This window comes from Ruegeria sp. (assembly GCF_040830605.1).
Classification (GTDB): domain Bacteria; phylum Pseudomonadota; class Alphaproteobacteria; order Rhodobacterales; family Rhodobacteraceae; genus Ruegeria.
Map to the genome: position 1 here is coordinate 52,629 of NZ_JBFOMD010000010.1, position 23,935 is coordinate 76,563.

Consider the following 23,935-nt stretch of genomic DNA (forward strand, 5'->3'; position numbering starts at 1 on the left):
AGATCTGGTCGGGCCGGTGGACGGTGCTTTTTGGACCGACAAGGGGAGTGGACTGCACCATCGACGGCGGTTTGATGACACAAAAACGGGCTAAGCGCAGACGCTTCGCCCGGTCGTTTTGGTCATGATGCTCAGGCGATGACGAAGTCGTCCACGCCGATATCGGCGGCCTGGACGTTCTCGAGCCGCACTAGATCCTCGTTGGTGGCGGTGATCGAGATCACAGTGTCACCGCCATCATCCGCGATTGTCAGGTCGGCAAACGCCAACCCGCCGTCCAGTCCGATCAAGTCGATCCCGTCCTCGAAATCACCGATTGTGTCGGTCCCTTCGCCCGGAGCGAACAGGAAGGTGTCGGCACCGGCGCCGCCATTCAGAACGTCGTCACCTTCACCACCTTTGAGAGCATCATCGCCGGCACCGCCGAGCATGATGTCGTCTCCGGCGCCCCCGAACATGGCGTCGTTGCCGTCGTCGCCCAGCAAGATATCGTTCCCCGCGCCGCCATTCATGATGTCGTTGTCCGCGCCCCCGCGCAGCACGTCTGCGCCATCGCTGCCGAGCAACAAATCGTTGCCCGCGCCGCCGTCAAGATCGAGATTGATTAGACCGGCGGCAAGCCCGCTGGCGTCGATCACATCATTACCATCCTGGCCGTTGACATCGAGGTTCTCCGTCGTGCCGATATCCAGCTGGAACGGGATCAGGTTTTCGCGTGCAAATTCCACGCGATCGCCATTGGCGGTGATACGGAAGTTGTCGCCGTCGCCATTGGCGCCATTGACCTGTACCGTGTCGTTGCCATCGCCGCCTTCCATTAGGTCCGAGCCGTCGCCGTTGTTCCAGATCAGTAGGTCGTTGCCGTCGTCGCCCAACTTCGCATCGTTCCCCTTGCCGCCGATCAGCGTGTCATTGCCCGCACCGCCGCGTACCACGTCCTCGCCGTCGCCGCCGATCACAAGGTCGTTGCCGTCGCCGCCGTCGAGATCAAGGTTGATCAGCCCGGCAATCCCTTCGCTTGCCACAATCACGTCATCGCCGCCGCCGCCGTTGACGTCGAGATTTTCCGTGGTGCCGATGTCGAGCTGGAACTGGATCAGGTTGTCACGTTCGAACCTGACCCGGGCGTCATTTGGCGAGATCACGAATAGATCGCCGTCCGCTTCAGCGCCGTTGACCTGCACGGTATCCTCGCCGGCGCCGCCTTCCATCAGGTCGGACCCGTCGCCGTTGTTCCAGATCATCAGATCATCGCCGTCCTCGCCCAAGAAGATGTCGTTGCCCTTGCCGCCTGTTATCGTGTCGTTGCCGTCACCGCCGCGCAGCACATCGACGCCGCCGCCACCGATGATCTCGTCATTGCCGTCGCCTCCATCGAGATCGAGTGAGATCAGGTCGGCCGCAAGCCCGGTGGCATCGATCACGTCGTCGCCGCCGCCAGCATTGATGTCGAGGTTTTCGGTGGTACCGATGTCGAGCTGGAACGGGATCAGGTTTTCGCGGGCGAATGCCACCCGGTCGCCATTGGCCGAGATGCGGAAATCGTCACCGTCATCGACGGCGCCGTTGACCTGCACCGTGTCGTTGCCGTCGCCGCCTTCCATCAGGTCCGACCCGTCGCCATTGTTCCAGACCAGCAAGTCGTTGCCGTCCTCGCCCAACATCGTGTCGTTGCCTTTGCCGCCGATGACAACATCGTTGCCGGCCCCGCCACGCAGATGGTCCTCGCCATTGCCACCAATGACCGTGTCGTTGCCGTCGCCACCGTCGAGGTCGAGCTTGATGAGTTCGGCGGCAAGCCCGGTGGCATCGATCACGTCGTCACCGCCGCCAGCATTGACGTCGAGGGTTTCGACAGACCCGATATCCAGCTGGAAGGGGATCAGGTTTTCGCGTGCGAACGCCACCCGATCACCATTGGCCGAGATGCGGAAATCGTCGCCGTCATCGACGGCGCCATTGACCTGAACGGTATCATGGCCAAAGCCGCCTTCCATCAGGTCCGACCCGTCGCCGTTGTTCCAGATCATCAGATCGTCACCGAACCCGCCGAACACCTTGTCGCTTCCCTTGTCACCGATCAGGGTGTCATTGCCGAAGCCGCCCCAAAGCTTGTCATCGTCATCTCCGCCAAACACGAGGTCATCGCCAAAGCCACCGAACAGCTTGTCTTCGCCACTGCCGCCTTCGACGCGGTCATCGCCGAACCCGCCGAACACCGTGTCATCGCCGCCCGCGCCATCGATCCGGTCGTCGCCACGCAGCCCGAAAATCCTGTTATCGTTGTTGTTTCCTTCAATGATGTCGTCGCGTCGGGTGCCGAAGAATGTATTGCCGATACGAGTAATGAAATTGAAAGAGGCCATGATCTTTACTCCTTACAAACATCTAAAAATTGCTTCGCTGAAATCAGCGCCAAGGCGTTCACGCGAACGTTTCTCCGCAAGGACAAAGTGGTCCGGTCATGATGCCGCCCCTCTTCTCACGAACGCCCGCGCAGTTTTGAACCGCAGTCTGCGGCGCTCATGACCGGGACTACGCCCGTGCCTTGTCGATTATTCTCGTTTCGGAAACTTTTTTGGATGTGGCGCACCGAAGACCCGGTCTGGCCACTCCGGACTTCGACTAGGTCTGAGAGGCAGCCAGTTGAGCGATCTCCACCAGATCGCCCCGGTTTTCGTCTCCAACAACAACGAAGTTGGAGTTTTGAGAGCCCCAGGTCACCATGTCGAATGCGTTGATGCTGAGCTTCTCGAACCCGTCGCGAGGCGTACCTGACTGAATCTGGCAAATGGCGACAACGCTCATATCGGCATCCGTATACATCAGTTGTGCAACCGGCTTGCCTACGGCCACCAGCAACCGGGCTCCTTGGAATGTCAGCCCTTCTGCGGAGAGATCCGGAATGCGAACGTCAACGCCCACGGATTTTGTGAGCCAAGTCTGGATATGATCCGCCTCACTCGCGGGCACCTCAACCAGATGCCGGCTTTGGGCGGCGTAGACCCCATGATAATCGGCGATGTCGGTCAACCAGCCAGGCGCCGACGCCACCTGCTGACCTTGTGTACGCCCGGTGAAATAGCCGGCAGCGCCACCTATCGCCAAGGCGATCACTGCCGCCACCGCAGTGAGGATTTTGAACCGCGATGGCGACCGCGGTGTATTTGCCGGGCTTTCAGTGGGCGCATTCTGAATGGCTGCGGCCAATTCAAGCGGGACAGGCTCGCGCAGTATCTCGGCGAACTGTTCCTTCGCCATCGCATTGGCCGCCATCAGCGCCTCGAGTTCGGCCTGAAGCGTAGGATCCTTGGCGAGAGCGTCCTCAATCACCTGCATCTCAACGTCCGGCAGTTCGCCATCCAGGAACGCACTGAGTTTGTCAGAATATCCGGTCACGTGCTTACTCCTGCGGAATCTGCCATCCGTTTGGCCAGGGTTTTCCTAGCCCTGTGAACCCGGCTCATGACGGTGCCAATCGGAATTCTCAGCAACTCTGCCGCTTCGGCATAGCTGTACCCTTCCACTGAAACGGTCAGAAGAACAGTGGACAGCTCCTCGGGCAGCGCGTCGATGTGGCGGTGCAGCTCAGTTGCCGCAACAATCGCCTCTCCCGTCTCATTCGTGACCAGTTCAGGCGTTTCGTCCGCGGGAACATGACCCTGACCCAGCCGCACCGTCCGTTTGCGCATCTCGCTGATCCAGAGGTTCCGGGTGACCCGGAACATCCAGCGATCAAGGGGCTGGGCCGGGTCCCATTGATCCGCGCGGCTGATGGCACGCAGGCACGCCTCCTGAACCAGATCATCTGCTTCGGGCACCGAACGGGTCAGCGATCGTGCAAATCGTCTCAGTCGTGGCAAGAGCACGATCAGTTCGCGCTTCAGGTCGGACAAGGCGCGGTCCTCTCGAATATCCATGCATTGAATTCGAGCAGTCTGCGTCCTTAGTGCAGCGCCGGGCGCCAGAATGCAACTTGCATGGTTGTTCAGTTGGCACGTCGACGCCACAGGCATCACGCACTCCTTCGCCTTTGTTCAAGGAGCATACGCTTGGCCCAGCGAAAAAATTCCAAAAAAATTTTTGTGATCGGGAATAAGCGCGGTGGCCGGGACGTAATGGTTGAGCAGCGCGGGCCACAAGCCCAGCAATTCGACCCGTATTTGAAAAGGATGATTGAACCATGAACCGTACATTGATTGTTGCAATTGCTATCTGCACCGCTATCGGAACCGCCGCGTCAGCTCAAACGCTGGTGTCAGTAAACTCTGATATCGGAAAGGTTCTTGCGTCTGCGAAGACTGGAATGACCCTTTATACGTTCCGAAAGGACGCCAGGAACAAATCGAACTGCTACGACGACTGCGCCAAGGCATGGCCGCCGTTCACGGCGTCAGCCTCTGCGAAACCCAGTGGTGCCCTGCGAGTTATCAATCGGGGGGACGGAACCCTTCAATGGACGCTGAACGGCCGGCCGCTTTATTTCTGGCAAGGCGACTCCGCACGAGGTGACGCGACCGGCGACGGCGTGGGTAACGTCTGGGATGCCGCACGCGGCTGAATGAGGAGAACTGAACATGACACGGATTTTTGCAATTTTACTCAGCGTTCTGGCGCTTGGCGCCTGCGACTATGGTGGCGGATACTCTGATGCGCCGGGCGGTTCCTACGAGTCCAACGGTTACTGACGTCGCGCTGACCCTCCCTTTTTGTACCGTAACGAGTGGCGCGCGGCTGCAGAGAAATCCGTAGCCGCGCCGTTTTTCTTTAGCTGACTATCTCCCAAGGACCGTTCATTCCGGGAAGCAAATCCATGCTCGTCTAAGAGGCGCTTATCAAGCGCTTAGATACACGCGAGATCATTCCAGCATTCCATTTTACATCCGGCGGGTTTCGACCGCTGAGCTTTGCATTAACGAGGATTATCCATGTGGATTAAACACAAAGCCAATCAGGGCGATACGCTTCAATCCATCGTCAAGCAGTACAAGATCAAGGACCCCAATACGGTTCTGAAACACCCGCAGAACCGAAAGGTCCTGCCGCTGCTCAAGAAGGGATCTGCATTGAAAAAGGGAACCGAGGTTTGGGTGCCTGATCCAAGGGCCAAGGTTTATGTCGTGAACGGCCCGAAAGGGCAGATGATCCTCAACGAGAAAGAATACAAGACGTATCTGTCAAACGTTCACAAGACGATGGACCGCGCCTATACCGCCATCCGGCTTAAGTACGATTATGCCATCGGCCGGCACGATACCCAGCGCCAGATCAATGACGATCAGTGGTTCGTGTCCTCTATCGTCGAGATAATTTCATCAGATGACGAACCGAAACGGACCCGAACCGCTGCCACCAAGGCAATCAAGCAGTTCGCCCAAACGACGAAAGGCCGAAAATACAGTGATTTTGCAAAACATGTCGAAGCTGCGGATAAGGCGATCACGGCCTATACCAACGACGTACACAAGTGGATCGGAGGACTGATCGGAGCCGCCGAGAGTACCGTCTCGGGTCTCAAGGTGGTCAAGGAGGCCGGGATATTCTGTGGGACTGTTGTTGCCATCACCGTCACCGCCCCCGCCAGTCTGCCGGCGGCGGCACTGGTCGGGGGGCTTTCAAGCGCTGGGGTCAATCTTGCCTTTGACGGCGCCGACGCGCTGGGCCGGTGGGACGCCGGCCTGAAGCAGCGCTCGCCAGGTGAGATTGCCAAGCGGACTTTGGCCAATGCCCTTACGGGCGCTGCGGGCTCGGCGATTGCAGGCGGTATCGCGAAGTACGCCGCCAAGCCGTTTTTGAACGCACTGGCATCACGGCCAATGATCTCGGCCCAGCTCGCGCGCCTGTCCCAAAGCAGGGTCGTTTCGCGCATTCTGGAAAAGGAGGCCATCCTTCTGGCCAAGGAGTTGGCCAAGAAGGACTTGGCCGCCTTTTCGCAAGGAATCAAGAATTTCCCCGACAAGGTGGTCACGCAGGCTCTGATGAAATTCTTCATCAGGTTCGGAACCGGTGGTTTCAGCAAGTTGCTCAAGTCGAGCGCGGAGGTCGAAAAGGAGATCGGCAAGTGGATGGCCACAAACCCCAAGCAACTCGGGAAGAAAAATGGTGAAGCCGTTGGAGCCGCCGCTGCAGCCGACCTCGCCAAGGGCAAGATCTCGGACATCCTGTATGACCGATTGCTGACGACCAAGAAGGACGAGTTCACTAAGATCCTACGTGCCGAGATGGAGGCCTATGCAAAGGCCCAGTCAGCGCGGGCATAGGATGGGATTTTGGTGTCATTCAGGCCCCGATTTGATCGCTTCGTCGGGCGCGGCGTCAACCATCGCGTATCGCATGCTGGGCGCACGGTGGTCGGGACCGGAAAACCTCGAACCCGTGCAAAAGCGGCGAGACCGCAAAACCTGCGCGTTTTGCATGGCCGGGACCGACCGATTGAGCATGGGCAGATTACCTACCTGCGCCCATCTCGGGAGAGGGATGCATGACAGTTGGCCAACGCGCGAGATAGAGCTTGTATCCGATAGGCCGTGCCTAAGAGACTACGAGCTCCGATAACGTAATTACTTCCGATCATTGTAAGGTCCCTGTCCTGCATACTAGCGATCGTCTGACTAAGGACGCCGCGCCCGGCACGGTCTGGTCTTTGTGCGCCAGCGTCTTGGTGCGTTCAGAAAACGATCTATCCGTATCGCCGTGATCAAACAGGATCGCGGCCAGCGACATATGTCAGTGCAAAGCTCTGCTCTATCTCGGATTGATAACCGTCCTAACCAACCTCCTGCGCGACGTTGGAGGTCGGTCGGGGTATTGAAGCATCAGCTCGCGTCAGCCGCGATCTGCTTAAGGTACTTCATAGCCTGTGCGGATACCTTTTCATCGAGACCGGCGCGTGGGAACACGGACGGTGTGATACCTTTTTTGCCTCTCCGAACGGCCCGGAAATGGTATGGCGCTTTGGTACGGACATGAGCCAAGCGGTACGGATCAATCCGCGCATGGTGGTTGGAAGCATGGCGGCGGGGATCGAGGTTGCGCGGCAGGGCTGGGGTGACAGCCGCGTCCTATCCTGTTAGATCGGCCGGAACTTGAAAGCAGGATACCTCCGCACTGTCCTCAATGATTTTGAAGCGGCTGCGTGGGCAATCACCCAATTCTCATTGAAGGTGGGCGCGCTGGGGCGAAAGTGTGCAGCTTCGTCGATTTCGCTGCCGACCACCTCCGCGCAGTGGCGGCTCTGAACTGAAGGCCTCGTTTTCGTTCGAGACAAGCAGCTAAACTAGACCGCTTGCCGAAACTTCCTGCGGTGCGATGCGGCCCGTCCTTCCTTACTTTCGCCGCCGGTGCAAGAATTTCCGAGATCGAACTGGCGTAAGTGGAGTCCCGAGATCATTGGCTTGGAAGCGTCTCAAGGCACGGACACTCTCACGAGTGTGGCATAGCAGGGGCACCCTGCATCCTTGAAGGCGTCTTGGCCCTTTTAGGGGATGAGGCTCTTCTTCAGCAAGATCCCCGATGGCGACAACCGTCACAACCACATTCAACCTGCAACCAAACAGTGTCTGGTTACTTCGCCAATACCTGCCGGATCAACCGATCGCCGGGTTTTGCTGCCTCATGTTCCCGATTGACACGTTACACAATTGATGCAACCAATATCAAATAGGTTGCGTTAGAGGTTGAATCGCTGTGCAACGAGCGGATGCCCTTTCAGATAAAGATCCGAATGACGCCATCCTGCGGCTGAGTGACTTCAGCCTGCGGTTTCGCGGACATGACGCCCTGGCAGTGGACGGGCTGAACCTGTCGGTCTCGGCAGGTGAAACCCTGTGCATTGTCGGCGAATCCGGCTGCGGCAAGTCGATCACGGCAATGGCCATGATGGGTCTGCTGCCGCGCGACGTCATCGACATCCCCAATGGCCTGATGGAGTTCGAAGGTCACAGCCATGACTTGCGCACCGGTGGGCTGGATGCGTCCGCCCGGGGCAATCGCATGGCCATGATCTTTCAGGAACCTATGACCTCGCTTAACCCAGCTTTCCGGATCGGAGACCAGATCGCCGAGGCGGTTCTGCATCACCGCAGTTGCACCCGGACCGAGGCAACCGACAGGGCCCAGCAGATGCTGCACCGGGTGGGAATTCCGGCACCAGAACAGCGTTTGCGCGAATACCCGCACCAACTGTCCGGCGGGATGCGGCAGCGGGTGATGATCGCAATGGCACTGATCAACAACCCGGCGCTGCTGATCGCGGATGAGCCGACAACCGCGCTGGACGTGACCATTCAGGCCCAGATCCTCGATCTGATCCTCGATCTGCAACGCGAAACCGGCATGGCAACGGTCCTGATCACCCACGATTTGGGTGTGGTAGCCGAAATCGCGAGCACCGTGGCCGTGATGTATGGCGGTCAGATCGTTGAAAGCGGGCCGGTGGGTGCTGTCTTTGACGACCCGCAACACCCCTACACGATTGGGTTGATGAGTTCGGTGCCGCGCATGTCGGGCGGGCGCGGCAAGCTAATCACCGTGCCCGGCACCGTCCCGTCGATTGCCGATATGCCCGAAGGCTGCCGGTTTCGCACCCGCTGCCCCTTTGCCACCGCCAGCTGCGCCAGCCGGCCCGCCGCGGGTGAGGTCGCACCGGGCCACAGTGTTGCCTGCCACTTCGCACCACTGGAGCGACAGGAGGATGTGAAGTGGGCGATCTGATCCTCGAAGCGCGCGCTCTGACGCGCCATTTTACCTTGAGTGCCGGATTGTTTGCCCCAAAAACAAAGGTCCGCGCCGTCGATGGCGTGTCACTGGCAATCAGGCGCGGAGAGACATTCGCCATCGTCGGTGAGTCCGGTTGCGGCAAATCCACCCTCGCGCGGCTGCTGATGCGGTTGGACCGTCCCACATCGGGACAGGTGCTGTTTGACGGGCAAGAGGTGCAGGACCTCGCACGACGTAACATGGCTCCGCTGCGCCGGGATATGCAGTTTGTGTTTCAAGACCCCTTCTCGTCGCTGAACCCGCGCATGACCGTGGGCCAATTGGTGGGCGAACCGCTTGAGGTGCATGCCCCCGAACTGGATGCCGCCGCGCGCCGCCAAAAGGTTACGGATCTCCTGGCGCAGGTCGGTCTTCTGGCCGATCACGCCAACCGTTACCCGCACGAGTTTTCCGGCGGGCAGCGCCAGCGTATCGGCATCGCCCGGGCTCTGGCCTCGGGGCCGCGCCTGCTGATCGGGGATGAGCCGGTCTCGGCACTGGACGTGTCGGTGCAGGCGCAGGTGGTCAATCTGCTCAACGATCTCAAGCAGGACCTGGACCTGACGCTGGTGATCATCGCCCATGATCTGGCGGTGATCCGGCATATGAGCGACCGGGTTGCGGTGATGTATCTGGGCCAGATCGTTGAAAGCGGCCCGGCCGATCAGGTTTTTGACACCCCGCGCCATCCTTATACGCACGCGCTGCTCTCGGCGATCCCCGAACCTGAGGTGGGGCGCACCCGCACACAGATCACTCTGAGCGGCGAGATGCCCAGCCCCTCGGCACCACCATCAGGGTGCCGGTTTCACACCCGCTGCCCTTTTGCGCAGGACAATTGCCGGACCGATACACCCATGACCACGCTGGTGGACGGCACCCACTCGGTTGCCTGCTACCACTGGCAAACCATACCGCAAGCCGAAAAATCGGCCCAGCCACGGCATCGCAGTGCCGGAGCTGAAGAGCGGTTCGCGCTGTATCGCGCGGCTTTGGAAGCCAAGGAAAATGCTGCCACACACAGGGAGGAAATATCATGAATGCCTTCAAGACCAGCCTGCTAGCCGGGCTTCTGAGCGCCACCGCGCTAACGGTGCAGGCTGCTGATCTGCGTATCGCGCTACAATCGGATGCCGATGTGCTGGATCCGGATCAGTCGCGCACGTTCGTCGGTCGCATCGTCTACGCTTCGCTTTGCGACAAGCTGGTGGATATCACCCCTGACCTGGAACTGATCCCGCAACTGGCCACCGGTTGGGAATGGAGCGAGGATGGCAAGTCGCTGACCATGACCTTGCGCGAGGGCGTGGTGTTCCATGACGGGACGCCCTTCAATGCACAAGCGGTTGCCGACAATATCGACCGCTCTCAAAACCTTGAGGAATCGCGCCGCAAGTCCGAGCTCAAGTCGGTTACCGGTGTGGATGTGGTCGACGACTACACCGTGCGCTTCAACATGGCGGCCCCCGATGCAACCCTTCTGGCGCAGTTCGCCGACCGGTCGGGCATGATGGTTTCGCCCACCGCAGCCAAGGCAGCGGGTGCGGATTTTGGTCTGAACCCTGTCTGCTCGGGACCGTTCAGTTTCAAGGAACGCGTGGCGCAGGATCGGATCGCGCTAGAACGTTTTCCGGATTATTGGAACGCCGGTGAGATCCACTTTGACAGCGTGACGTTCCTGCCCATCCCGGACACCACAGTGCGACTGGCCAACCTGCAATCGGGCGATGTCGACATGCTGGAACGCCTTGCCGCCACTGATCTGGCTCAGGCTGAGGGTGACGGGGGTATCACCGTCGAACGGGCCGTTTCGCTGGGATATCAGGGCATTACCTTCAACGTGGCCAACGGTGAGAAAGGCGACAACCCCTGGGGCAACGACAAGCGGCTGCGCCAAGCGCTCAGCTATGCGCTGGATCGCGATGCGATCAATCAGGTGGTGTTCGAGGGCGCCTTTGCCCCCGGCAACCAGCCGTTCCCGCCGACCTCGCCCTGGTATGACGCCGATCATCCGGTGCCCGCGCAGGATGTGGATAAGGCCAAGGCCCTGCTGGCCGAGGCGGGGTATCCCGATGGCATCGATCTTGAGGTGCAAGTGCCCAATACCACCGTGCCGCTGCAACTGATGCAGGTCGTGCAGGCGATGGCCGCCGAGGCCGGGATCAGGATCGAGATCACCTCGAAAGAGTTCGCCACCCTGCTCGCCGATCAGAGCGCGGGCGACTATCAGGCCAGCCAGATCGGCTGGTCGGGACGAGTCGATCCCGATGGCAACATCCACCAGTTCATGACCACCGGCGGCGGCATCAATGACAGCCATTACTCGGACCCGAAAGTGGACGAGATGCTGAATGCGGCCCGTGCCTCGACCGATTTCGAGGCCCGCAAAGCCGAGTATGACGGCGCGCGGGATGTCCTGATCGAGGATATGCCGATCGTGTATCTCTACCACCAGACCTGGATCTGGGCGCTCGACACAAATCTTAAGGGGTTCACCCCTTATCCGGACGGGATGATCCGTCTGGAAGGCGTGACTCTGGAGAACTGAACTTGTTCCGGCCCGCCCGAACGACTCTCCGGGCTGGCCACCCTGTTGAAAGCCTGAGCCATGCTGTCCTTCATCCTGCGTCGCATTCTGATCGCGATACCGACGATCCTGCTGATCTCGGTCTTTGTGTTCAGCCTGCAAAAACTGCTGCCCGGCGATCCGGTGCTGGCCATGGCGGGCGAGGAGCGCGACGCCGAGGTGCTGGAATATCTGCGCGAAAAGTACCGCCTGAACGATCCGGTCCCGGTGCAGTATCTGACTTGGGTGGGCAACGCGCTGCGCGGTGATCTGGGTATCTCGCTGCGTACCAACCAGCCGGTCACCGAGCTGATCGCCGAAAAGCTGCCGGTGACGATCCAGTTGGCGGTGATGGCGATTCTGTTCGCGCTGGTGATCGGTATTCCTACGGGGATCGTCTCGGCCGTCAAAAAGGGCACGGTGATCGATTATGTGGCCAACATCGTTGCGCTTTCGGGCCTGTCGGTTCCCAATTTCTGGTTGGGGATCATGCTGATCCTGCTGGTGTCGGTCCGGCTCAACCTGCTGCCTGCCTCCGGCTATGTGCCGCTGTCCGAAGACCCGGTGAAATCCATCACCACCATGCTGATGCCTGCCTTTGTTCTGGGCACGGCACTGGCCGCCACACTGATGCGGCACACACGGTCCGCCATGCTGGGCGTGCTGAAATCCGACTATGTGCGCACCGCCCGGGCCAAGGGCTTGCACGAGCGCCGTGTGGTGCTGAAACACGCCTTTCGCAACGCGCTGACACCGATTGTGACTCTGACCGCGCTGCTGTTTGGTGAGCTGATCGCGGGCGCGGTGCTGACCGAGCAGATCTTCACCATCCCCGGATTTGGCAAACTCGTGGTCGATGCAGTCTTCAACCGCGACTATGCGGTGGTGCAGGGCATCGTGCTGGTCACCGCTGTCGGTTTTATCGTGATGAACCTGCTGGCCGATGTGGCCTATGTGCTGCTCAACCCGCGACTGAGGACCGCCTGAGATGAGCATTGCCGACCCCATCCTGACACGCCGTCCCGAAAGCCGGGTCTGGAAGAAGTTCCGTGCCCACAAGAGCGCTATGCTTGGCGGTGTGCTGGTGGCGTTTTTTGTCCTGATTGCGCTGGCCGCGCCGATCCTGCCTGTGCCCGATCCCGCTGCCACGGACTGGGGCGCGGTGCGCAAGGCGCCAACCGCTGCCCATCCCTTTGGCACCGATGAGATCGGGCGCGACGTGCTGGCCCGGATGATCTGGGGCGCGCAGGCGTCGCTGCTGGCGGGTGTCGTCTCGGTCGGGATCGCGGTCCTGCTGGGGGTGCCGCTGGGCATCGTTGCAGGGTACTTCGGCGGCTGGACCGACGCGGTGATCTCGCGCTGCACCGAGGCGCTGCTGGCCGCGCCGTTCCTGATCCTCGCCATTGCACTGGCTGCCTTTCTGGGTCCATCGCTGACCAATGCGATGATCGCCATCGGTCTGTCGGCCACCCCCATCTTCATCCGGCTCACGCGGGGGCAGGTGCTGTCGGTCAAGGCCGAAGACTATGTCACCAGCGCCCGCGCCATCGGGTTGCCAACGCCCAAGATCCTGACCCGCTATATTTTTCCCAACGTGCTGCCGCCGGTGCTGGTGCAGGCCACGCTGACCATCGCCACCGCCATCATCGCCGAGGCCTCGCTGTCCTTTCTGGGTCTCGGTCAGCAACCGCCAGCCCCAAGCTGGGGCTCGATGCTGAACACCGCCAAGAACTTTCTCAACCAGGCCCCGTGGATGGCCATGTGGCCGGGGATCGCGATCTTTCTTGTGGTGCTGGGTTTCAACCTATTGGGCGACGGGCTGCGCGACGCGCTGGACCCGCGCGAACACTGACTTTCGGAGACAGCAAAACCATGTCTGAATTCACCACCCGTCCCGAGATCCGAGGCACCTTTGGCGTCGTCACCTCGACCCACTGGATCGCCTCGGCTGTGGGTTTCGGCATCCTCGAAAAGGGCGGCAACGCCTTTGACGCCGCCGTTGCCACCGCCATGACCCTGCAAGTGGTCGAGCCGCATCTGAACGGCCCCGCTGGCGACATGCCCGCGATTTTTCATTCGGCCAAAACCGGCAAGACGCAGGTGCTCTGCGCCCAGGGGCCCGCCCCGGCAGCCGCCACTATCGAACACTATACCGGTCTGGGTCTGAACCTGATCCCGGGTTCGGGCCTGCTGGCCACGGTCGTGCCCGGCGCCTTTGATGGCTGGATGCTGATGCTGCGAGATCATGGCTCGCTTTCTCTGCGCACTGTCCTAGAGCCCGCCATCGCCTATGCCCGAGACGGACACCCGGTTCTGCCGCGTGTGGCCCATACCATCGCGGGCCTGTCGGAGTTCTTTGCCGATGAATGGCCCAGCTCTGCCGAGACTTGGTTGCCCGATGGGCAAGCACCCGAGCCCAATGGCAATTTTTCCAACCCTGCACTGGCCGCTACATATGAACGTCTTATGGCCGATGCCGAAGCCGCGCACGAGGATCGTGTCGAACAAATCGACGCCGCCCGTCGCGCCTGGCGGCAGGGTTTCGTGGCCGACCGGATTTTTGACTATCTGGCCGAGGCAACCGTCATGGATGTGTCGGGCCAGCGCAACCGGGCCGTGCTGGCGCGGGGTGACATGGCCGACTGGCGTGCCAGCTACGAAGAACCGCTCAGCTGTGACTATCACGGCTGGACCGTTCACAAGACCCATGCCTGGAGCCAGGGCCCGGTGATGTTGCAGGCGCTGGCGATCCTCAAGGGGATCGATCTGGGCGCAATGGACCCGAACGGGGCCGAGTTCGCCCACACGGTGATCGAGGCCATGAAACTCGCTTATGCCGATCGCGAGGCTTATTACGGTGACCCGGATCACAGCGATGTCCCGATGGAGCACCTGCTAAGCGACGCCTACGCTACACAACGCCGGGCACTGATTGGACCGGATGCCTCGCAGGAACAGCGCCCGGGTCGGGTGCCGGGGTTCGAACATCTGGCCGACGCCTATATCGCCCGCGCCGCAAGAGACTTTCAGGCCAATACCGGTGCCAGCGCGGGCGAGCCGACCATGTCGCACCTGACGGAAAAGCGCGGCGATACCGTGCACCTTGATGTGATCGACCGCTGGGGCAACATGGTGGCGGCCACGCCCTCGGGCGGCTGGCTGCAAAGTTCGCCGGTGATCCCCGGGCTTGGCTTTCCGCTCAACAGCCGGGCACAGATGTTCTGGCTGGAACCGGGCCTGCCGACCTCGCTGGCGCCCGGGCGCAGGCCGCGGACCACGCTGACACCCAGCCTTGCCGAAAAGGACGGGGTCAGGCTGGTCTTCGGCACACCGGGCGGCGACCAGCAAGATCAGTGGCAGCTGATCTGGTTCCTGCGTTTTGTGCATTTCGGGCTGGAGCTGCAGGCCTGCATGGATGCACCGCTGTTTCACTCGATGCATTTCCAAAGCTCGTTCTACCCCCGCGCGGCGCAGCCCGGAGAGATGATGATCGAGGCCTCGTTCGGCGAATCCGTGATCGAGGACCTGCAAGCGCGTGGCCACAAGGTAACCGTCGCCGAACCGTGGACTGTCGGCCGCCTGACCGCCGCTCTCCGCGAACAGGACGGCACCCTGCGTGCCGCCGCCACCCCGCGCCTGATGCAGGCCTATGCAGTAGGACGCTGACATGACCTATTCCCTGATTGCAAAAGATCCCGAAACCGGCGTCATCGGCATCATCGTTGCCAGCCGCTTCTTTGCCTGCGGCGCCCGTGTCCCATGCGTCGGCGCACACAGCGCTATCGCCTCACAGGCCTTTTCGAACCCGGTCTGGGGCACCGAAGGGTTGCGGCGGCTCGAAGCAGGCGAAGCAGCGCAAGAGGTGCTGGACGATCTGGTGGCCCGTGATGACGGGCGCGCCGCGCGGCAGGCGCATTTGCTGGACAGCCACGGCGATTTTGCCGCTCATACCGGCGAGGATTGCGTTGACTGGGCCGGTCATCGCATCGGCCCGCATCATTCGGTCGCCGGTAACATGCTTGCCGGGCCCGATGTGGTGGAAGCCACCTTTGAGACCTTCGCTGACAGCAGCGGCCAGCCCTTCGCCGAACGGTTGATCTCTGCGATGGAGGCAGGCGAGCGGCTGGGCGGTGATAAGCGCGGCAAACAGGCGGCGGGCATGGTGATCCACCGGGGCGAGGCGCATTCCTGGCTCGACATCCGCACCGACGATCATCACGATCCCCTGGCCGAGTTGCGCAGGCTCTATGACGTGGCGGGTGAGCGCTATCTGCACTTTGCTGAAGCCATGCCGAGCGAGCGCAACTTCTCAGGCAACCCCGACCGAACCGCACTTGAGGCGGCCATCGCCAGAGGTGAGGCCGAACGCCGGGCTGCCGGCCGTGTCAGCCGCTCGCTAGCCACCGGAGCGCCCTGAGGTTGGGCGCGATTGCCCCATCCACCGTGGTGGCCCTGTTCGCCATCGCCACCGGGGCCGGCGTTTTTGGTGGAGTTCTGGCGGGGTTGCTGGGCGTGGGTGGCGGCATCGTCATCGTTCCCGCGCTTTACTTCGCGCTTTCACTTTCGGGCAATGATCCAGCGCTGACCATGCAGGTCGCGGTGGGCACATCGCTCGCCACCATCGTGTTCACCTCGCTGTCGTCCGGTTGGGGTCATTACCGGCGCGGCGCGCTGGACATGGCCCTGCTGAGGCGATGGGCCCCGGCCATCCTCGCAGGCGTAATCATCGGCGGGCTATTGGGCGGTTTGGTCAGCGGATATATCCTGGTGGCGGTCTTTGCCTGTGTTGCCGGCCTGGTGGCGACAGACATGATCTTTCGCAAGCCCGACAGCACTGCATCACCCCGCAGCTTTTCATCCGGTACGTGGGCTGCGACCGGAGTGCTGGCAGGGGGTGTGTCGGCCATGATGGGCATCGGTGGAGGCACCGTCTGTGTGCCGGTTCTGAACTTTCTGGGCTATGACATCCGCCGCGCGGTGGGTACGTCGGCCGCCATCGGCTTCGTCATCGGCCTGCCCGGAGCGCTCATCTACGCGGCCACCGGTCTGGGTCAGCCTGGTCTGCCGCCTTACTCGCTGGGCTATGTCAATCTGGTTGCGGCCATGCTGATCATCCCGCTGACCGCCAGTTTTGCCCATGTCGGCGTGCGCATCGCCCATTCCATTCCACAACGCGCATTGCGGCTTGCTTTTGGCCTGTTCCTGATGCTTACGTCCTTGCGCATGTTTTTTGACCTGGTAAGAGCGTGGTGAACCGTGGGAAATAGTCCATCAGATGCCGACCTGACCGCTGCCCTGCGTGCCGGGATCGACTCGGGGGCCTTCCTGAAGAATGGCAAGCTGCTGCCCGAACGCTCGCTGGCCGAAACGCTCGAGGTGACGCGGGCGCGGATGCGGCGCATCCTCGATCTGCTGGAACAGGATGGCACCATCTTTCGCCGCCACGGTCAGGGCACATTCGCCTCTCCTCCACCCGCGGTCGAAGCCAACCCGTTCCGGGCGCTGGCGGCCAAAGTCATGCCGCGCGACGTCATGGAGGTGCGGCTGGAGATCGAACCGGCGCTGGCCGCCCTTGCCGCCCGGCGTGCTTCGGTCAAGGAACTCAAGACGCTGGAACAGTTGACCCAGGCGACCCTAGTCGCCTCTGACACCGAGGCCTACGGCGTAGCCGACGACATCTTTCACTACAAGATCGCCGAGCTGGCGCATAACCCTCTGTTTCTGACGGTTTACGACTCCATCCGCGCGGTCCGGCGACAGGCGGAATGGACGCGCCGCCGGGAAACCAGATACTCACCATCCACGCTGGTGCGGCTCGGTGAACAACACGAACAGCTGTTCAGCAGCATCGCCGCACGCGACAGTCAGGCCGCTGCCGAAATCATGGAAACGCATCTGCTGTCGGTTTCGAACGCAATGCTGCGCAATCGCAGCTACGGTTCCGAGGATCAGCTGCCACCTACCGAAAAACGACAATGATCCATGGAGGGCGTTGTGGCTGGCCAATATCCGGCGGGAATGGCTTCAGGCTGATCGAGAGTTTGTTTTCACCTGCGCCGTTCATCACCTCATTCGGTGTGTCGTCCGGGATGGACATGACACTTGGCGCGACGGCTCCAGGTGTTTGATCCCAAGGTTTGATGGTGCGATCCATTCGATGAAATGGAAGGATGCCTTATGGGACAGATACGTCACGGCTGACCCCGACCCAGTCGCGGCAGTGCTTTGAAACACTGCCATGCTGACTGAGTGATATGGTTTCCAGAGCCTAGTTCTTTGGGTTTGTTGCCCAGATGATCCATAGCTTGTGTTCCGAAATGAGCTGGCTCACTTTTGGACGAGCTTCATCGTACCCTTCGGGAAGAACAAGGTGTACTTCTCGGACCGGCCGGTCGACTTTTCAAGACCTTTCGCCGTGGATATCTCGGTGCCGCCCTTGACGACCTTGAAGTCCACACCGACGCTTCCCTTCGCGTTCACCGAATTGACGGCCTTTTTGCCCGAGGTTTCCGTGACCTCGATCTTGGTGAACTCTTCCGTTGCCGAGATTGCCAGGGGTTTCCTCTGCCTCAGGTTTCGGTAGATCAGGTTGTTGGACAGGATATTCTTGGATTTTCGCCTCACCTTCAGCTTCAGGTGAAGATTTCCGTCCGGTTCGACCATTATGCCTTTAAACCGCACCATTCCCTTGGACATTCTGGCAAGCAGTTTGGCCTTCTTGGGGGCTGAATCGACCACGATCTCGGCAACGGCGTCGTTCATTGGCTGGTTCGCGAAATCCCGTGCCGTGATCAGTATGTCGACTTCGATCAAACCCGAGGCACGGCCTTTCTTTTCGTATTCCTTTTCGTCACGAACAACCTCGGCTTTTCTCTTTTTTGTGGTCCGGAGGAGCGTTTTCAGCGCGGTGTAAACCTGCTTGGCACTCTTCACCTCTTTCTTTTTCAGAAGCACGTTCCCGGTCTTGAGCACTTCATCGAGCTTCTTCCGGATCGCTTCATATCTCGGATACACCATGTTGCTGTGCAGCGAGATGGCTAGGTGACTTTGGAACGCGTGAAACTCCTTCTTGAGGGATTCAACGAGATCAATGTACTTGGATGAAAACAGCACACCATTGATGAACGACTGTGCCTGGGTGGCGTATTGTTTTTCGACAGACATGTGTAAGTCCTTTCACTATTTAATAATTTTGGCTTCAAAGTTTCAAGTGAACTTCAAACCGGACTATCCTCAATCCGCGAGGTCGACGGAGCGGGAGACTGAAAATGTGACACCGTTGCCGGTGGAGAGTTTGAGAGTTTCGATCGTCTTGAAACCGCAGGATCGGTAGCTGCCTCTCCGACTGGGGTCGCGATCAGTTCCAATCGGTCATGGTCGGATCAAAGTGTGGTGCATGGTTCAATCGTCCTTTTCAAAATACGAGTCGCATTGCGGAGCTTGCGACCCGCGCTGCTCAACCATTACGCCCAGGCCACCGCAGTTATTCCCGATCAAAAACTCTTTTTGGAATTTTTTGTCGGCGCATCGCTCTCGGGCACCTTGAGTCCAGCGCGCGAGAAGCTGTCACGTACCAGCGTGTCATAGTCGGATTTGGCCGAAGCCTTTTCGGCTGCGCGTGTCGGTTTCAGCGAGTCGGTTTGAAACCCCGCTCTCTCAAAGCTGCCGACGATCAGGTCATGGTAGCTGTCACCAGTGCAGGCTGCCGACGGCTCGGCGACTACGCTAGAGGAGAGTCCAGCTGTTGCGACGGATGCAAGCAATATGCGTTTCATTTAAATTTCCTTTCTGGAATTCCGGGTCTTGGAGTTTCAATTGATTTTGCCGACGTGGTCGGCGCTTTGAGCAATGCCCGTGGCGCGGCGCGCATCGCTCAAAGCGACCTGGCGAGCGCCTGAACCACGCTGATCAGCTTTTTTGTTTGTGAATCAACCAGATCACCGGCCAGCAACGGCGCCTCTTTCAGCGCAGCTTTCTCGTCCAGCTTGGTGGCCATCAGCTTGGCCGGGCTGCCGCCGGTCGTCGCGATTTTGGGGCCGGGATATTTCGACACCAGAATCTCCAGCTTCAGCGCAAGCGTCCTTTTCTTGGCGTCGTAAGCGATGTCGGTGAAAGTCATGCTGACGCCCAATCCCTTGTCTTTGGATTTGATCGACTTCACATATTGCAGCGACGACACACGTTTTAACGCTTTTTCCATCACTTTGGCCGCGGCTTCGGACACCGGGCGCTTGACCGACTTGTCCCAGCATTTCGTCACGCTGATCTTGTCGATGGTGACTTGAGTCTTGACCTTCACATCAGCCATTCTTTTGTTCCTTTCGGTTTTTCGGTTGGCCGCCTAACGCGGTAAAGTGGATGCTCCCTCAGGTCCGGGCGACGGACACGTCATTGAAAATCCCCGGAAGAGCGCACGACTTTGATCGTGACTCTTCCGGGTGGGGGCTATCGAAATGGTATTGGTTAAAATCACCATCGGTTCCTAATCGAAAAATCGCGCTAGCAAGCCCTGAGTAATGTGGGGCGAAACAGCAGATCTTTGGGGAAAATTGGCCCCTCAGATGTCGCCACGATGCCGCAGATCGCGTTATCTGGTCGTTACAAGACGACACCCGAATGGTGGCGGTTGCAGGGGATCGGTGTTAATTTTGCGTTACAAATGCAGCCAATGGACAAAGAAGGCTCGGGTCTCGACCCGAGCGACCAGTGCCTGTTACCGCGTCCGGTGCGGGTGCGGCTACTCGGCGGGCTCGATGTCCGCACCCATGAAGGGCCGGTAACGTTTCCGACACGGCACGCCGCATTGTTATTCGCCTATCTCGCGATGCAGCCCGGCGTTTCGCAAACTCGCACCCACCTCGCCGGACTATTCTGGAGTGAGCGTGGCGAGGACCAGGCACGCGGCTCGCTGCGCCAGACAATCTTCCGCATCCGGCGGGTTTTTGCGGGGATCGAGCCTGAGGTGATCTCGGCCGACGGGCAGTCGGTGGCGGTTAACCCCCGCGCGATCCGCAGTGATCTCGGTGATCTGGACAGTGCCATCTGCGATGCCGCCCCGGGCTTGTTTCTGGCGGGGTGGGACGGAGTGTCGCCCGATATCGATGCCTGGATCCGGGCAGAACGTGACCGGATCGGTGACACCGTCCGGGCGATCCTGCAGGCGCGGGCCGAACGGGCCGAGGCGGAGGGTGACAACGCGGCGCTGATCGAAGCGTCCAGACAGATGACCGTGGCCGATCCCTATGATGAGCAAGCCGCGCGATGGTTGATGACCGGTTTTGCCTTGTCCGGAAATGCAGCCGCAGCCGATGATATCTTTCGGAAGCTGACCACGCGCTTGCGTGACGACCTGCAGATCGAACCGGACTCCGAAACCGCCCGACTTGCCGCCGAAATTGCAGAGCGCACCGGACGATTTGCACCGCGGTATGCGGCCGTAGTCGATCCTGTCCCCGTGCTGGATGCCGGGGCGGTGCGTGAATGTCGGTTGGTTACGGTGGTGTCGGCATGGGCTCTGCCCAGCGATGCGGCAGACGCTGACACCCCTAAAAAAGTGCATGCGATCCGACAGAGGTGTGAAGCGGCGTTCGCAAAGATCATTGCACGGTTCGGGGGCAAGACCGACCGTGCGCCGGGACTTGTGAGCTTCAGCTACTTCGGTTGGCCCGTCGCTTCCGAGGATGCCGCGTCGCTGGCGGTGCAGGCTGCCCTTGAGATACAGCGGATCGCGCCCTGCCGGATCGGGATCAGCTCCGGCAAGATGCTGATTGAGTCCGATCTCGACCCGGTCGGCGCCCCACCGGACCAGGCGATGGCGCTGATGCTGAACGCTAGCTCCGGCGAGGTTCTGATCTCGGCCGCAACCCAGGAGTTGACCGCTGGAAAATTCCTGCTTCGCGACACCCCCAATGGCACCCGGGCGGTCGGCTCTGCTCGACTGACCAACCGTTTCGCCGCCCGAAACGTCGCGGCCCCTGCAGAGATGATCGGGCGACAGCGCGAGTTCGATCTGGTGATGGATCGCCTCGGGCGTGCCAGTGAGGGCGACGGCCAACTGGTTGTGCTGACCGGAGAGCCGGGTATCGGCAAGACCCGCTTTCATGAAGAGATTGCCCGCGCGGCGTTGGAATACGACGCACGCCGGATTCTGCTGCAATGCGAACAGCGGGGGCAAGGCACGCCGTTCAAACCGGTGCTGGACCACATCGCCATTGCTGCCGGTCTGTCGCGGGCCGGGGACACAAAGGCTCAGGCTGATCGCCTAAATGCCCATCTGGAAGAGGCCGGGGTGACCGACCCGGAGCATGTCGCCGTAATCGCGCATCTGCTGCGCATCGGGAGCGAACCGGGTGGCCCAGATGCCAATGATATGGTTCCCGCAGATCGGCGGGCCGGCGTAATCGCATCGCTTCTGTCTTACTTTCTTGGCGCGCACGGTGGCTGGCTGACCTTTGTCGTACTGGACGATGCGCATTGGGCCGACCCCAGCACGCTGGAACTGATTGAGCATCTTTGCAGCAGTCTTGGTGAAAACAAGCTGTTCATCTTGCTGATCGGACGGCCAGAGCTTGATGTCTCGACCCTGCCCAGCCGCTTCCGGACCGACCTGTCACTGCAGGGACTGTCGCGTAGTGACGCACTACTTTTGATCCGGGCGCATCTGGCGGGAGTGTCCGAACCAGAGGCGCAGGTTGCTGAGAAGATCATCGACTTGGCAGATGGCGTGCCACTATTTCTCGAGGAACTGACGCGCAGCTATGGCAACGGGGATGCGACACTTGGCGACCCACGTGAAGTCACCCCGCAGCCCCTGACACTCAAGGCGGCGCTGGAGGCGCGGATACAACGTCTCGGGCCACATCGGCACGTCGCCCAACGAGCGGCGTGTATTGGGCGGCAATTCGACCGTGCCTCGCTGCTGGCGGCCTGCGGCGGTGACATTCCCGATGTCGATCAGGCACTGGCGGCGATGTTGCAGGAACGGGTTATCTTTCGCTATCTGGGCAATGTTGGAGAAGAGTATTTTTTCTGCCATGCTCTGGTCGCCGATACCGCGCAGGACAACCTAACCGGGGATGATCGCAGGGAAACCCATCGCCGACTGTTTGATCATTTCCGGCACGGCGACACGGCGCCAATCGAAACCATAGCCCGCCACGCTGTGGCGGCAGACCTGCATCGCGAGGCGCTGACCCTGTACAAGGACGCCGGGTCAAAGGCGCTGGCCGAATTCGCCCACCGTGAAGCGCGCGCATTGTTCAACGAAGCATTGGCGCAACTGCCGCATCTGCGCTTTACCGAGGAAAGCGAGGACGACCGGCTGGATATTATGGGCAAGCTTAGCCTGTGCGTGGCGCATGATCTGGGATATGGCCATCCCGAGACGACCGGCCTGCTCGGCGAAGCGCAGAGGCTTGCGGTCGCTCGCCCGTCGTCGCGCTATGCCATCCCGATCCTCTGGCAGACCTACTCGATGCACTACACGCAAGCTGACGGAAACCGTGCGCGGGAGGTGGGCGAACAGATCCTCAAATTGCGCGCATGGAACGACGCCTATGGCCCGCAAGAGGCGCTGGGTCAGCGCTTTATCGCTGCGGGCAACCTGATCCTCGGGCGTTTTTGCGAGGCCGACGCCGCCTTTTGCATCGCTACTGAGGCTCTGAATCGCCCGACCGCACCGAGCAGCGTCGATGCGATGGGGGTCGACCAAATGATCCCGATAGGAATGTTGCACGCCCGGGTGCGGACCATACTCGGGCACGAGGACGACGCCCGGTCGATGATTGACGAGACTCTTGCGATGGCTGATCGCAAGGGGCTGATCCAGGCCAGGATCACCGCCCATGTTCTGGCTGCGCAGACCATGCTGATCTTGGGAGATTTCGAAGCGACCCGGAGTCTGGCTGCAATCAGTCTGCAGCTTTCGAGCGATCGCCACAGCTCTATGTGGGCGGCCTACTCGAACGGATTGGTGGGTATTGCCGATCTGCATCTGAACGCCGACCCAGAGGCAGCGGACCGGTTCTACACAGGCCGCAAGATGCTGCACCGGTCCAAGACGATTGTCTCGACCACGATTCTTGACGCCATGTTTGCCACCGCATTGGTGCAAAATGACGAGGTCGCGGCTGCGCAGCCCTATTTCCGCGCGGCAAGCGACGCGATCGCGTGCGGTGCCGAGCCGTGGTGTCAGGCCGAGGTGATCCGGCTAGATCTTACGGCCAATCCCGCCACGTTGCGACACGATACCGAAGCCGCCGCAGATCTGCTGTCACGAGCAGAGGCGCTGGCTGCCGATCAAAAGGCCGCCCTGTGGGCCGGCAGGCTTGCACGATTGCGCCAAGTAACAGGAAGGCAGCGGGATACTACATGAGCCGATGGGCATGGTGGTTCCGAAGGTGTTGACCGGACTGCTGCACAGTTTTGGGTGGGCCAAACCGTTTCACCGCCGTCGTGGTATCAGTTGGCAATTTTAGTATCCACGCTTTGGAGGAAACCCTCCGACTTCCAGTCGGACCAGCTTCAGTGCGAAGAATCGTGTTATGACCTTACCCTTTGGAAAATGAGCCGTAGCCGCTCGGGAGGCTCATTTTCCAAAGGGTAAGGTCATGC

Annotated in this window: 19 protein-coding genes; 12 read left to right on the top strand and 7 right to left on the bottom strand. The window is 60.4% G+C overall.

Translation table 11 applies throughout. The annotated features are described in order from the left end of the window. Positions 1-131: 131 nt before the first annotated feature. The 3 genes from AB3N21_RS16150 to AB3N21_RS16160 all read right to left on the bottom strand — a co-directional run bounded on the left by AB3N21_RS16150 (position 132) and on the right by AB3N21_RS16160 (position 3,920). The gene (locus AB3N21_RS16150; RefSeq protein ID WP_367936185.1) at positions 132-2,366 is read right to left on the bottom strand and encodes a calcium-binding protein; all 2,235 of its coding nucleotides are present in this window, start codon (positions 2,364-2,366) and stop codon (positions 132-134) included. 259 nt (positions 2,367-2,625) lie between these two features. After that, on the bottom strand, positions 2,626-3,399 hold the full coding sequence (locus AB3N21_RS16155) for an anti-sigma factor (protein ID WP_367936186.1): 774 nt from the start codon (positions 3,397-3,399) through the stop codon (positions 2,626-2,628). After that, positions 3,396-3,920 (bottom strand): RNA polymerase sigma factor, encoded by a 525-nt coding sequence (locus AB3N21_RS16160; RefSeq protein WP_367936187.1) that lies wholly within the window; start codon positions 3,918-3,920, stop codon positions 3,396-3,398. The genes AB3N21_RS16155 and AB3N21_RS16160 overlap by 4 nt, the downstream gene beginning before the upstream one ends. 263 nt (positions 3,921-4,183) lie before the next feature. Between AB3N21_RS16160 and AB3N21_RS16165 the strand changes: the two genes are divergently transcribed. The 11 genes from AB3N21_RS16165 to AB3N21_RS16215 all read left to right on the top strand — a co-directional run bounded on the left by AB3N21_RS16165 (position 4,184) and on the right by AB3N21_RS16215 (position 17,302). Beyond that, the gene (locus AB3N21_RS16165; RefSeq protein ID WP_367936188.1) at positions 4,184-4,561 is read left to right on the top strand and encodes a hypothetical protein; all 378 of its coding nucleotides are present in this window, start codon (positions 4,184-4,186) and stop codon (positions 4,559-4,561) included. Between the two features lie 367 nt (positions 4,562-4,928). Then, positions 4,929-6,260 (top strand): hypothetical protein, encoded by a 1,332-nt coding sequence (locus AB3N21_RS16170; RefSeq protein ID WP_367936189.1) that lies wholly within the window; start codon positions 4,929-4,931, stop codon positions 6,258-6,260. 1,426 nt (positions 6,261-7,686) lie between these two features. Next, positions 7,687-8,712, top strand: coding sequence for an ABC transporter ATP-binding protein (locus AB3N21_RS16175; RefSeq protein ID WP_367936190.1), 1,026 nt, complete (start codon positions 7,687-7,689; stop codon positions 8,710-8,712). Further along, positions 8,700-9,797 (top strand): ABC transporter ATP-binding protein, encoded by a 1,098-nt coding sequence (locus AB3N21_RS16180; protein ID WP_367936191.1) that lies wholly within the window; start codon positions 8,700-8,702, stop codon positions 9,795-9,797. Before AB3N21_RS16175 ends, AB3N21_RS16180 begins: the two co-directional genes overlap by 13 nt. Beyond that, positions 9,794-11,305, top strand: a complete 1,512-nt coding sequence (locus AB3N21_RS16185; RefSeq protein WP_367936192.1) for an ABC transporter substrate-binding protein — start codon at positions 9,794-9,796, stop codon at positions 11,303-11,305. Before AB3N21_RS16180 ends, AB3N21_RS16185 begins: the two co-directional genes overlap by 4 nt. A gap of 60 nt (positions 11,306-11,365) precedes the next feature. After that, a complete protein-coding gene (locus AB3N21_RS16190) occupies positions 11,366-12,310 on the top strand; it encodes an ABC transporter permease (protein WP_367936193.1) in 945 nt (314 codons plus the stop codon). A 1-nt stretch (position 12,311) separates the two neighbouring features. Beyond that, positions 12,312-13,175 (top strand): ABC transporter permease, encoded by an 864-nt coding sequence (locus tag AB3N21_RS16195; protein WP_367936194.1) that lies wholly within the window; start codon positions 12,312-12,314, stop codon positions 13,173-13,175. A gap of 20 nt (positions 13,176-13,195) precedes the next feature. Beyond that, the gene (locus AB3N21_RS16200) at positions 13,196-14,989 is read left to right on the top strand and encodes a gamma-glutamyltransferase family protein (RefSeq protein WP_367936195.1); all 1,794 of its coding nucleotides are present in this window, start codon (positions 13,196-13,198) and stop codon (positions 14,987-14,989) included. Between the two features lies 1 nt (position 14,990). Next, entirely contained in the window at positions 14,991-15,740 is a 750-nt protein-coding gene (locus AB3N21_RS16205; RefSeq protein WP_367936196.1) for a DUF1028 domain-containing protein, read from the top strand. 11 nt (positions 15,741-15,751) lie between these two features. Further along, positions 15,752-16,576: a sulfite exporter TauE/SafE family protein gene (locus tag AB3N21_RS16210; RefSeq protein WP_367936205.1), complete on the top strand. Its 825-nt coding sequence runs from the start codon at positions 15,752-15,754 to the stop codon at positions 16,574-16,576. A gap of 3 nt (positions 16,577-16,579) precedes the next feature. Continuing rightward, positions 16,580-17,302, top strand: coding sequence for a FadR/GntR family transcriptional regulator (locus AB3N21_RS16215; protein ID WP_367936197.1), 723 nt, complete (start codon positions 16,580-16,582; stop codon positions 17,300-17,302). Here the strand turns inward: AB3N21_RS16215 and AB3N21_RS16220 are convergent. From AB3N21_RS16220 to AB3N21_RS16235, 4 genes are all read right to left on the bottom strand, one after another. Next, positions 17,283-17,477 (bottom strand): hypothetical protein, encoded by a 195-nt coding sequence (locus AB3N21_RS16220; RefSeq protein WP_367936198.1) that lies wholly within the window; start codon positions 17,475-17,477, stop codon positions 17,283-17,285. The two genes, AB3N21_RS16215 and AB3N21_RS16220, sit on opposite strands and share 20 nt — an antisense overlap. A gap of 173 nt (positions 17,478-17,650) precedes the next feature. After that, on the bottom strand, positions 17,651-18,487 hold the full coding sequence (locus tag AB3N21_RS16225; RefSeq protein ID WP_367936199.1) for a hypothetical protein: 837 nt from the start codon (positions 18,485-18,487) through the stop codon (positions 17,651-17,653). Between the two features lie 329 nt (positions 18,488-18,816). Beyond that, complete coding sequence (locus AB3N21_RS16230) at positions 18,817-19,098, bottom strand: hypothetical protein (protein ID WP_367936200.1); 282 nt, start codon at positions 19,096-19,098, stop codon at positions 18,817-18,819. Between the two features lie 98 nt (positions 19,099-19,196). Beyond that, positions 19,197-19,631: a hypothetical protein gene (locus AB3N21_RS16235; RefSeq protein WP_367936201.1), complete on the bottom strand. Its 435-nt coding sequence runs from the start codon at positions 19,629-19,631 to the stop codon at positions 19,197-19,199. A gap of 360 nt (positions 19,632-19,991) precedes the next feature. On the opposite strand from AB3N21_RS16235, the gene AB3N21_RS16240 reads away from it, so the two are divergent. Then, positions 19,992-23,696 carry an AAA family ATPase gene (locus AB3N21_RS16240; RefSeq protein WP_367936202.1) on the top strand — a complete coding sequence of 1,235 codons (3,705 nt, stop codon included), beginning with the start codon at positions 19,992-19,994 and terminating at the stop codon, positions 23,694-23,696. Positions 23,697-23,935 lie beyond the last annotated feature (239 nt).

What these genes read in the sequence shown, in the direction of transcription:
- AB3N21_RS16150 (WP_367936185.1), bottom strand. Translation starts at nt 2,366, where the DNA reads ATGGCCTCTTTCAATTTCATTACTCGTATCGGCAATACATTCTTCGGC.
- AB3N21_RS16205 (WP_367936196.1), top strand. Translation starts at nt 14,991, where the DNA reads ATGACCTATTCCCTGATTGCAAAAGATCCCGAAACCGGCGTCATCGGC.
- AB3N21_RS16235 (WP_367936201.1), bottom strand. Translation starts at nt 19,631, where the DNA reads ATGGCTGATGTGAAGGTCAAGACTCAAGTCACCATCGACAAGATCAGC.
- AB3N21_RS16160 (WP_367936187.1), bottom strand. Translation starts at nt 3,920, where the DNA reads ATGGATATTCGAGAGGACCGCGCCTTGTCCGACCTGAAGCGCGAACTG.
- AB3N21_RS16190 (WP_367936193.1), top strand. Translation starts at nt 11,366, where the DNA reads ATGCTGTCCTTCATCCTGCGTCGCATTCTGATCGCGATACCGACGATC.
- AB3N21_RS16185 (WP_367936192.1), top strand. Translation starts at nt 9,794, where the DNA reads ATGAATGCCTTCAAGACCAGCCTGCTAGCCGGGCTTCTGAGCGCCACC.
- AB3N21_RS16220 (WP_367936198.1), bottom strand. Translation starts at nt 17,477, where the DNA reads ATGGATCGCACCATCAAACCTTGGGATCAAACACCTGGAGCCGTCGCG.
- AB3N21_RS16170 (WP_367936189.1), top strand. Translation starts at nt 4,929, where the DNA reads ATGTGGATTAAACACAAAGCCAATCAGGGCGATACGCTTCAATCCATC.
- AB3N21_RS16195 (WP_367936194.1), top strand. Translation starts at nt 12,312, where the DNA reads ATGAGCATTGCCGACCCCATCCTGACACGCCGTCCCGAAAGCCGGGTC.
- AB3N21_RS16225 (WP_367936199.1), bottom strand. Translation starts at nt 18,487, where the DNA reads ATGTCTGTCGAAAAACAATACGCCACCCAGGCACAGTCGTTCATCAAT.
- AB3N21_RS16240 (WP_367936202.1), top strand. Translation starts at nt 19,992, where the DNA reads ATGGACAAAGAAGGCTCGGGTCTCGACCCGAGCGACCAGTGCCTGTTA.
- AB3N21_RS16230 (WP_367936200.1), bottom strand. Translation starts at nt 19,098, where the DNA reads ATGAAACGCATATTGCTTGCATCCGTCGCAACAGCTGGACTCTCCTCT.
- AB3N21_RS16200 (WP_367936195.1), top strand. Translation starts at nt 13,196, where the DNA reads ATGTCTGAATTCACCACCCGTCCCGAGATCCGAGGCACCTTTGGCGTC.
- AB3N21_RS16165 (WP_367936188.1), top strand. Translation starts at nt 4,184, where the DNA reads ATGAACCGTACATTGATTGTTGCAATTGCTATCTGCACCGCTATCGGA.